This is a genomic window from Streptomyces sp. NPDC004561, assembly GCF_053602155.1.
Window position 1 is genome coordinate 1 of sequence record NZ_JBSGDB010000371.1, and the last position, 8,876, is coordinate 8,876.

Sequence of the window (8,876 nt, forward strand, 5' to 3'; positions counted from 1 at the left end):
GGGCCTGCGCGCGCTGCTCGGCTCCTTCGGCGCGAGCGTGCCCGACGGGCCCCCCTTCACTGGATGAGACCAATATTGGTGGCGCGGCATCGGTGGAAGTGCTGGCAGGGCCATGTCGGCTGCTCCATAGTTGGCGCACACACGTGCACCGGAATCAGCCACGACTCGGACACCTGGGGGTAATCGCGCCCATGAGCAGAGCCCAACAGCCGTCCCGCAGAACCGTCCTCGCCGTCGCGGTCGCCGCGGCGGTGACCGGGGGAGCCGCACCCGCTGCCGCCGCCACCGCGCGGAGGACGGCGACCGGAACCGAGGACCCCGGCCGGGCGCAGACCCGCCCGATCGACTACCACGCCTGGACCACGAACCGGGACTGGCGCTCCGGCACCGCCCAGGGCACCCGCGCCGTCCCCGGCGAACGCCCCGGCGTGGTGATCGGCACGCCCGCCGGCCGCAGCGACTACACCGACCCGCACACCGGCACCACCGCCACCTGGGAGTACGCCACCTGGACCTCGCCGGTCCACCGGCTCTCCGTCCCGGCCACCGAGGTCGTCTCCTCCTGGAACGCGCACACCCCCGGCGGCACCTGGCTCCAGGTGGAGCTGCGGGGCACGTACTCCGACGGCACCGACACCCCCTGGTACGTGATGGGCCGCTGGGCGGCCGGCGACCAGGACATCAAGCGGACCTCGGTGGACGGCCAGAGCGACGGCAAGAGCAGCATCTGGACCGACACCTTCGCCATCGACGACGCCGGCACCGGTCTGCGGCTCGCCTCCTACCGGCTGCGCCTGACGCTCTACCGCAAGCCGGGCACCCGGCTCACCCCGACCGTCTGGCGGCTCGGCGCGATGGGCTCCGACATCCCCGACCGCTTCACCGTGCCGGCCTCCACGCCCGGCCTCGCCCAGGAACTGCCGGTCCCGCGCTACTCGCAGGAGATCCACAAGGGCCAGTACCCGCAGTTCGACAACGGCGGCGAGGCCTGGTGCAGCCCCACCTCCTCGGAGATGATCATCGAGTACTGGGGCGGCCGGCCCACCCCGGAGCAGCTCGCCTGGGTCGACCCGTCCTATGCCGACCCGCAGGTGGACCAGGCCGCCCGCGCCACCTACGACTACCAGTACGAGGGCTGCGGCAACTGGCCCTTCAACGCGGCCTACGCGGCCACCTACAAGGACATCCAGGGCGTGGTCACCCGCCTCGCCTCGCTCACCGACCTGGAGACCCTGATCGCGGCCGGCATCCCGGCCATAACGTCCCAGTCCTTCCTGAAGACCGAGCTGACCGGAGCCGGCTACGGCACCTCGGGCCATCTGATGACCGTGATCGGCTTCACCGCGCAGGGCGACGTGATCGCCAACGACCCGGCCTCGCCGGGCGACGACGCCGTACGACGGGTCTACCTGCGCCGGGAGTTCGAGAACATCTGGCTGCGCACCAAGCGGCACAACGCCTCCGGCGGCGTCTCCTCGGGCACCGGCGGGGTCTGCTACCTCTACTTCCCGGCCCGTCCGACCCCGCGCCAGCGCGAGGCCCTGGCCGCGGTGGGTGTGTGCTGACCGTGTGACCAAGCTCATCGCCGCACGGGCCGTCGCGGGTGGCAAGGTGGACAAAAGGGTGGGGGAACCGCTCTGTACGTCCGACCTCTGTGAGTGCCAGCATGACCGCACACCCGGCCACCGCCACCCGCGTCCGCACCGGCGGCCCCCAGGAGGACGGCCCGAAGATCGTCGAACACGTCATGGGCTGGGTCCTCGTCGCGGTGGTCGCCATGCTCGTGACCCGGCTCGGCCTGCTCTGACCCGGGCGGGTCCGGCCGGCTCCCCTTCGGCGCCTCCTGGGCGCGGCATGTTCTGACATACTGCGGATGTCCCGCCGACCGCCTGGAACAGGGCCGAAAGTGAATATGCGTCAAGAGCGTGCCGTCGTCCGTCCCCGGGCGCGCGGCACCGAGCGCTCCGTGGCGCGTCGCGCCGAACTCATCGCCATCGGGCGGAAGTTGTTCGCCGACACGTCCTACGACGCGCTCTCCATGGACGACATCGCCCGCCAGGCGCGGGTCGCCAAGGGGCTGATCTACTACTACTTCCAGTCCAAGCGCGGCTACTACCTGGCGATCATCCAGGACTCCGTCGCCGACCTGGTCAGCTTCGCCGCCGGCGCCCTCGAACTGCCCGCCGTGGACCGCGTCCACCGCACCGTCGACAGCTATCTGCGCTACGCCGAGCACCACCAGGCCGCCTACCGCACCATCGTCAGCGGCGGTGTCGGCTTCGACACCGAGGTGCACGCCATCCGGGACGGCGTGCGCGAGGCGATCGTCACCACCATCGCCGACGGGGCCTACGGCCGCGGCGACATCTCCCCGCTGGTCCGCATGGGCCTGCTCTCCTGGGTGTGCAGCGTGGAAGGCGCCACCCTGGACTGGATCGACCGCCCCGAGCTGTCCCGCGACACCATGCGGGAACTGCTGGTGAAGACGCTCGGCGGAGCCCTGCGCGCCATCGAGGAGCTCGACCCGGCCTACCCTGCCCCGCCCCCGGCCCGCCGGGACCACTGACCCGTAGGGAGCGGAGGCTCGTGGTCCTCCGCTCCCGGGTCCCCCGCGGGGGCTACCTGACCGCCTTGATCAGCTCACCGTTCGCGGTGTCGCCGCTCAGCTCCCAGAGGAAGGTGCCGCCGAGGCCCTGCCGGTTCTTGTACGCCGTCTTCGTGGCGACGGTCGCCGGGGTGTCGTAGCTCCACCAGTCGCTGCCGCACTTGGCGTAGGCCGTGCCGCCGACGGTGCCGGTCGCCGGGCACTTGGTCTTCAGCACCTTGTAGTCGTCGATGCCCTGCTCGTACGTCCCCGCCGCCGGGCCGGTCGCCGTGCCGCCCGGGGCCGCCTGGGTGACGCCGGTCCAGCCGCGGCCGTAGAAGCCGATGCCGAGCAGGAGCTTGGCGGCCGGGATGCCGAGGCCCCTGAGCCTGGCGATGGTCGCGGACGTGTCGAAGTCCGCCTTAGGGATGCCCGGGTAGGAGGTCAGCGGGGAGTGCGGCGCGGTCGGGCCGGTCGCGTCCCAGGCGCCGAAGTAGTCGTACGTCATCGGGTCGTACCAGTCGACGTACCGCGCGGCGCCCGCGTAGTCCGCCGCGTCGATCTTGCCGCCGCTGGTCGCGTCGGCGGTGATCGCCGCGGTCACGAGGTTGTGGGAACCGAACTTCGACCGCAGGGCGGCCATGACGTTCCGGAAGGCCTCCCGCCCGCTGGTGTCGCAGGTGTTGCCGCAGGCGTTCGGGTACTCCCAGTCGATGTCGATGCCGTCGAACAGGCCCGCCCACTTGGGGTTCTTCACCAGGTCGTAGCACGACCGGGCGAAGGCGGCGGGGTTCTTCGCGGCCTCCCCGAAGCCGCCGGACCAGGTCCAGCCGCCGAAGGACCAGAGGATCTTCAGGCCCGTGCCTCTTCTTCAGCTTGAGCAGCTGGTTGAAGTTGCCGCGCAGCGGCTGGTCCCAGGTGTCGGCGACGCCGTCGACGGACTCGGCGGCGGTGTAGGCGCGGTCGGTGGCCGCGTAGGAGTCGCCCATCGCGCAACCGCCGCCGGTGACGTTGCCGAAGGCGTAGTCGATGTGGGTCAGCCGGGCCGCGGAGCCGGAGGTCTGGATGTTCCTGACGTAGTACTTGCGGTCGTAGGTGCCCCATTCGGTGAAGTAGCCGACGACCTTGGACCCGGCCGTGAGCCTCGCGGCCGCGGGTGCGGCAGCGGTCGCGGTGCCCGCGCCGGCCAGCAGGCCGGCGCCGAGGACGGCGGTGCACGCGGCAGAGACGAAGGCCCGCAGCCGTGAGCGGTGGGGAATGTGCATCGGGTGTCTCCTCGTGGGCGGAGGGGGACGCGCGCCGATTGGCATGAACGCGGTAAAGCGTTGGTCATGCACAGTAGGAGGACTAGACCACTGAGTCAATGGTTCGGACCAATATGGGCGAGCTTCGGCCGCCTCGACTGGAATCTTGAAGTGAGCGGTCGTTAACTGGTGACTGGAGGTCGCTGATCGGGCATACTCACAGCGCACAGCCGCTGGTCAGCAGCTTCCGAGACCCGGGAGCGAGCGCCGTGGCCGAACCGGAACGACCAGGCGGAGCCCCCCACCCGACGGGCCAGTCCGCCGGTGCCCGAACAGGGAGGAGACCGACGCCATGTCCGACCGCGACCCGCAGCCGGTGGAGCGTCAACTGCCGACGGAAGAGGCGAGGGACCTGCTCGCGCTCGTCCGCGAGATCGCCCAGCGCGAGATCGCGCCGAAGGCCGCCGAGCAGGAGGACGCGGGACGCTTCCCGCGCGAGGTCTTCACCCTGCTCTCCGAATCAGGCCTCCTCGGCCTGCCGTACGACCCCGAGTACGGCGGCGGCGAGCAGCCCTACGAGGTCTACCTCCAGGTCCTGGAGGAACTGGCCGCGGCCCGCCTCACGGTCGGCCTCGGCGTCAGCGTGCACACCCTCGCGTCCTACGGGCTCGCCACCTACGGCAGCAAGCAGCAGCAGGTCGAGCACCTGCCCGCGATGCTCGGCGGGGGCCTGCTCGGCGCGTACTGCCTCTCCGAGCCGTCCTCCGGCTCCGACGCGGCCTCCCTGCGCACGAAGGCCGTCCGGGACGGCGACGACTGGGTGATCACCGGCACCAAGGCGTGGATCACGCACGGCGGCATCGCCGACTTCTACACCGTGATGGCCCGCACGGGTGAGGACGGCCCGCGCGGGATCACCGCCTTCCTCGTGCCCGGCGACGCGCCCGGCCTGAGCGCGGCGGCACCCGAGAAGAAGATGGGCATGAAGGGCTCGCCCACCGCCCAGGTCCACTTCGACGGCGTCCGCGTCCCCGACGAGCGGCGCATCGGCGAGGAGGGCCAGGGCTTCACCATCGCCCTGTCCGCCCTCGACTCCGGCCGGCTCGGCATCGCCGCCTGCGCCATCGGCGTCGCCCAGGCCGCGCTGGACGAGGCGGTCGCGTACGCCACCCAGCGCCGGCAGTTCCACCGGCCGATCGCCGACTTCCAGGGCCTGCGCTTCATGATCGCCGACATGGCCACCCAGATCGAGGCCGGCCGTGCCCTCTACCTCGCCGCGGCCCGGCTGCGCGACGCGGGCAGGCCGTTCGCCAAGCAGGCCGCCATGGCCAAGCTGCACTGCACCGACACGGCCATGAAGGTCACCACGGACGCCGTGCAGATACTGGGGGGCTACGGCTACACCGCCGACTTCCCGGCCGAGCGGTACATGCGCGAGGCCAAGGTCCTGCAGATCGTCGAGGGCACCAACCAGATCCAGCGGATGGTCATCGCCCGTCACGTGGCGGGACCCGAAGGTCGCTGAACTGCCCCGTGAGGACCGTCGGGGCCGCCAGCCTGACCCACTCCGGGTCGTGGCGGCCCGGCAGGGTGCGGCCCCGGTCGGCCCAGACGCGCATCAGGTCCCGGTAGATGGGCGGGTCCTGCGGCGCGGGAGGCGGAACCGATTCTGCCGGGCGGGGGACGAAAATGCGGCGCTGACGCCCGGTGGCCGAGTACAAGGGGGTCATGCCCGGAGAACGCCGCGCGCGCCCGGCAGGTCACCGCCCGGCGAAATCGGGCGTCAGTTCACGGACGTCCGGTCCCCGCTCTGGCCTCCTCCAGGTGACTGACGTACCGTCAGCGGACTGTCTCCCAGGGGGGTGTCCGTGGCCGACGACCGTCCGGTACCGCTCGACGAGTACCCCGTGCACCAGGTGCCGCTGTCCATGAAGCACGTGGCGACCGGCGACCGCAACGCCTACGACCGCTGCATCTTCCATGTCCTCGACCACGCCGGCCGGGCCCTGCTGATCCTCGGCCTCGGCGTCTACCCCAACCTGGGCGTGATCGACGCCTACGCCACCCTCCGCACCGGCGACACCCTGTACGCCGTACGCGCCTCGGACGCCCTCGGCGAGGACCGGACCCGGCTCGCCGTCGGCCCGCTGCGCATCGACGTGGAGCGGCCGCTGGAGCGCCTGCGCCTGCGCTGCGAGGACGAACCGCTCGGCTGCGACCTGACCTGGACGGCCGCCTTCCCGGCCCTGTGGGAGCCGCACCACCTCCAGCGCCGGGGCGGCCGGCTCACCCTGGAGGGCCGCCGCTTCGTGCAGGCGGGCACCGCCGAGGGCGTGATCCGGGCCGGGGGAGAGGAGTTCCGGGTCACCGCGCGGGACTGGACCGGCACCCGCGACCGCAGCTGGGGAGTACGGCCGGTGCCGGGCGAGGACGGCGGCCGGCTGGCCCAGGACCACCCCGCCGAGGGCTTCCACTGGATCTGGTGCCCGATCCGCTTCGCGGACCGCTTCCTGATGGTCGTCACCCAGGAGGACGCCGACGGCTACCGCACCCTGAACGACGCCATACTGGTCCGGCCCGGCCACCCGGACCGCCAACTGGGCTGGCCCCGGGCCGAGATCGGCTACCGCTCCGGCACCCGCCACCCGGAACGGGCGGTCATCCACCTCGGCGACCCGCGCGAGCCGCAGGAACTGGAGGTGGAGACCCTCACCTCCTCGCCGCTCGCCGTCGGGGCCGGCTACCCGCCCGCCGACGACTGGCAGCACGGCACCTGGCGCGGCCCCGGCTGGACCGACCGCCGCACCTACGACCTCTCCGACCCGGCCGCGTACCCCCTCGCCGCCTACGGCGTCACCGACCACTCCGCCCGCTTCCGGCTCGACGGCCGCACCGGTCACGGGATCTTCGAACACGGCTCGTTCGGACGGCACGACCCCAGCGGCTTCACCGGCTTCGACTCGGTCGCACCCTGAGGGAGGAACCCGGTATGGCCACCGCACCGCGCCCTCGCACCACCACCCGCGACCCGGAGGAACTGTCCCGGCGCCTCACCGCCTGGCTCGGCACCCGGCTGCCCGGCGCCAAGGCCACCGGGATCACCGTCCCGGCCTCCAACGGCATGTCCAGCGAGACTCTGCTCTTCGACATCGAGCACCCGCGCCCCCCGGTCCGCTCCTGCGCGCTGCGGCTGGCCGCCGACCCGGCGGCGTACACCGTCTTCCCGGAATACGACATGGCCCGCCAGTACCGCACGCTGCGCCTGGTGGCCGAGCGCACGGACGTGCCCGTGCCCCGCGCGCTGTGGCTGGAGGAGGACCCGGGCCCACTCGGGGCGCCGTTCCTCGTCATGGAGCGGGTCACCGGACGGGTGCCGCCGGACGTCATGCCGTACACCTACGAGGGCAGCTGGCTGCACGCGGCGAGCGACGCCGAGCGCGAGCACCTGGAGGCGGCCACGATCGGCCTCCTCGCCCGGCTGCACGACCAGGTCCCGGCCGCCGACGCCCCGTTCCTCGCCATGCCGGGCGAAGGGGACGCGCTGCACCGGCACGTCGCGGCCCAACGGGCCTACTACGCCTGGGTGGTCGACGGCCTGCCCCGGTCACCCCTCATCGAGGACGCGTTCGACCGGCTGGCGCGACTGTGGCCGCGCGATCCCGGCGACCCCGTCCTCACCTGGGGCGACGCACGCATCGGGAACGTCGTCTACGACGGTTTCGAGCCCGTCGCCGTCCTCGACTGGGAGATGGCGGCACTCGCCCCGCGCGAGGTGGACCTCGGCTGGACGATCTACCTGCACCGCTTCTTCCACGACCTCACGGCCGGCTCCGGACAGCGCGGACTGCCGGACCTGCTGCGCCGCGACCGCGTCGAGGCCCGCTACGCGCGCCTGACCGGCCACACCCCGCGGGACATGGAGTTCTACACCCTGTACGCCGCCCTGCGGCACGCCGTCGTCATGCTGCGCATCGCCTACCGGCAGGCGTACTTCGGCGAGGTCGCCGTCCCGGCGGACCCGGACACCCTGATCCTGCACCACGACAGCCTGCGCGCCATGGTGCAGGGGAGCTACTGGGATTGAGCCGGGCCCGGAGCGAGGGGGCTCAGGCGGCCTGGCGGCGCATCGCCGGCACGCGCATCGGGCGCGAGCCCGGGCCGCCGACGTGCGAGAAGGGCTGCGTCCGCCAGTTCAGACCCTGGGGGAGCGTGAGCAGCAGGGCGGTGACCTGCTCCTGCGGTTCGACGGACTCGTCCGCGGAGCGGGCGTCGGCCGCCGCACGGCCCGTACCGGCACAGACCGTGAGCCCGAACGGGTTCCACGGCGAGGCGCACAGCGCGTGCTCCGGCAGGATCTCCTCGTCCGCCAGCAGCGCGATGGGCTGCGCGCAGTCCGGGCAGATCACCCGGTACATCTCCAAGGTGTCGTAAGCGTCGAATTCCTCTTCGAGGGCGTCGGGTTCGACGCCCTCCGGCTCGGGCTCGACCACCGGCTGCTGCCGCTTGGACGCGGATCGACCAGGGCGCTTGACACTCTGCATGGGACTCTCCCCCTAAGACTGGGCCGAGAAGGCGCTGAGGCCTCGACCACAGCAAGCACTTCCCGCCCGGTCTCGGCGGTAATCACGAGAGAATCACGGAGCCTGTTCGAACCATGTGGCGTTCGTCACATGCCGTTCGCGGGTGCCCGCCGGGGCCGCACGGGCGGTGCTTTTTGTATCGAACCGGCCATGACCTGCGCTCTCGGCTATCCGAGGAGATCAACCGCACTGTAGGTTTTGGCGCCATGGAGGAGCTGGACCGTCAGATCGTGCAGCTGCTCGTCAAGGACGGGCGGATGAGCTACACAGACCTGGGCAAGGCCACAGGCCTGTCCACGTCGGCCGTGCACCAGCGGGTGCGCCGGCTCGAACAGCGGGGCGTCATCCGCGGCTACGCCGCGGTGGTCGACCCGGAGGCCGTAGGGCTGCCGATGACCGCGTTCATCTCGGTGAAACCGTTCGACCCCAGCGCCCCCGACGACATCGCGGACCGCCTGGCCGGCGTCC

General features: G+C 72.0%; 8 protein-coding genes and 1 pseudogene. 7 read left to right on the forward strand and 2 right to left on the reverse strand.

Annotated elements, in window-relative coordinates; all coding sequences use genetic code 11:
• Positions 1 to 191 precede the first annotated feature (191 nt).
• The 3 genes from ACWEN3_RS34330 (at position 192) to ACWEN3_RS34340 (ending at position 2,566) form a co-directional block, all read left to right on the forward strand.
• Positions 192 to 1,565 (forward strand): peptidase C39 family protein, encoded by a 1,374-nt coding sequence (locus tag ACWEN3_RS34330; RefSeq protein ID WP_452978963.1) that lies wholly within the window; start codon positions 192 to 194, stop codon positions 1,563 to 1,565.
• A 101-nt stretch (positions 1,566 to 1,666) separates the two neighbouring features.
• Positions 1,667 to 1,807: an SCO1431 family membrane protein gene (locus tag ACWEN3_RS34335; RefSeq protein WP_452978966.1), complete on the forward strand. Its 141-nt coding sequence runs from the start codon at positions 1,667 to 1,669 to the stop codon at positions 1,805 to 1,807.
• Positions 1,808 to 1,912: 105 nt separating this feature from the next.
• Entirely contained in the window at positions 1,913 to 2,566 is a 654-nt protein-coding gene (locus ACWEN3_RS34340; RefSeq protein WP_452978969.1) for a TetR/AcrR family transcriptional regulator, read from the forward strand.
• Positions 2,567 to 2,618: 52 nt separating this feature from the next.
• Here ACWEN3_RS34340 and ACWEN3_RS34345 read toward each other — a convergent pair.
• Positions 2,619 to 3,849 (reverse strand): annotated as a pseudogene (locus ACWEN3_RS34345) (glycoside hydrolase family 18 protein).
• 331 nt (positions 3,850 to 4,180) lie between these two features.
• On the opposite strand from ACWEN3_RS34345, the gene ACWEN3_RS34350 reads away from it, so the two are divergent.
• The 3 genes from ACWEN3_RS34350 to ACWEN3_RS34360 all read left to right on the forward strand — a co-directional run bounded on the left by ACWEN3_RS34350 (position 4,181) and on the right by ACWEN3_RS34360 (position 7,912).
• Complete coding sequence (locus ACWEN3_RS34350; RefSeq protein WP_452978972.1) at positions 4,181 to 5,353, forward strand: acyl-CoA dehydrogenase; 1,173 nt, start codon at positions 4,181 to 4,183, stop codon at positions 5,351 to 5,353.
• 343 nt (positions 5,354 to 5,696) lie between these two features.
• Positions 5,697 to 6,803 (forward strand): hypothetical protein, encoded by a 1,107-nt coding sequence (locus ACWEN3_RS34355; RefSeq protein WP_452978975.1) that lies wholly within the window; start codon positions 5,697 to 5,699, stop codon positions 6,801 to 6,803.
• Positions 6,804 to 6,817: 14 nt separating this feature from the next.
• Positions 6,818 to 7,912 (forward strand): phosphotransferase family protein, encoded by a 1,095-nt coding sequence (locus ACWEN3_RS34360; RefSeq protein ID WP_452978978.1) that lies wholly within the window; start codon positions 6,818 to 6,820, stop codon positions 7,910 to 7,912.
• A 22-nt stretch (positions 7,913 to 7,934) separates the two neighbouring features.
• Here ACWEN3_RS34360 and ACWEN3_RS34365 read toward each other — a convergent pair whose 3' ends face one another.
• Entirely contained in the window at positions 7,935 to 8,369 is a 435-nt protein-coding gene (locus ACWEN3_RS34365; protein WP_452978980.1) for a hypothetical protein, read from the reverse strand.
• A 245-nt stretch (positions 8,370 to 8,614) separates the two neighbouring features.
• On the opposite strand from ACWEN3_RS34365, the gene ACWEN3_RS34370 reads away from it, so the two are divergent.
• Positions 8,615 to 8,876: Lrp/AsnC family transcriptional regulator (locus tag ACWEN3_RS34370; RefSeq protein WP_452978983.1), on the forward strand; the 262-nt coding region annotated here is incomplete at its 3' end.

Coding starts and splice junctions, on each gene's coding strand:
- ACWEN3_RS34330 (WP_452978963.1), top strand. CDS start 192: ATGAGCAGAGCCCAACAGCCGTCCCGCAGAACCGTCCTCGCCGTCGCG.
- ACWEN3_RS34365 (WP_452978980.1), bottom strand. CDS start 8,369: ATGCAGAGTGTCAAGCGCCCTGGTCGATCCGCGTCCAAGCGGCAGCAG.
- ACWEN3_RS34335 (WP_452978966.1), top strand. CDS start 1,667: ATGACCGCACACCCGGCCACCGCCACCCGCGTCCGCACCGGCGGCCCC.
- ACWEN3_RS34340 (WP_452978969.1), top strand. CDS start 1,913: ATGCGTCAAGAGCGTGCCGTCGTCCGTCCCCGGGCGCGCGGCACCGAG.
- ACWEN3_RS34360 (WP_452978978.1), top strand. CDS start 6,818: ATGGCCACCGCACCGCGCCCTCGCACCACCACCCGCGACCCGGAGGAA.
- ACWEN3_RS34350 (WP_452978972.1), top strand. CDS start 4,181: ATGTCCGACCGCGACCCGCAGCCGGTGGAGCGTCAACTGCCGACGGAA.